A 454-nucleotide genomic window follows, 5' to 3' on the forward strand; every position below is an offset into this window, starting at 1 on the left:
GGGCCACCAGGCCAAGCTCATTTCCCCCCAGTTCGTGCGCCCCTTCGTACAGGGCAACAAGAATGACTTCGCCGATGCCCAGGCGATCTGCGAGGCGGCCTCGCGCCCGAGCATGCGGTTCGTGAGCGTGCGCAATCAGGCTCAGCAGACCGTCTCTGCCCTGCATCGGGTGCGTGAATCACTGGTCGCTCAGCGCACGGGCGTGATCAACCAGGTGCACGCCTTTTTGCTGGAGTTTGGCATCAGCCTGCCTCGTGGTCAGGCGATCCTGCGACGCTTGCCAGCGGTTCTGGCCGAACACGCGCTGCCGCCCCAACTAGGCGCGCTGCTGGAGCGGCTGCGATCGCACTTTCAGTATCTGGATGAGCAGGTAGGCCAGATTGAGCGTGAGCTGTGTCTACAGCTGCGCGAGGATGAACGCAGCCAGCGGCTGCTTCAGATCCCCGGCATCGGG

1 protein-coding gene is annotated in these 454 nt (G+C 64.1%); it reads left to right on the forward strand.

From position 1 onward, the window contains the following. Positions 1-454: IS110 family transposase (locus ACEU5R_RS31990; RefSeq protein ID WP_392413943.1), on the forward strand; the 454-nt coding region annotated here is incomplete at both ends.

The sequence above is a fragment of the Achromobacter sp. 413638 genome (assembly GCF_043119405.1).
Lineage (GTDB): Bacteria > Pseudomonadota > Gammaproteobacteria > Burkholderiales > Burkholderiaceae_B > Achromobacter.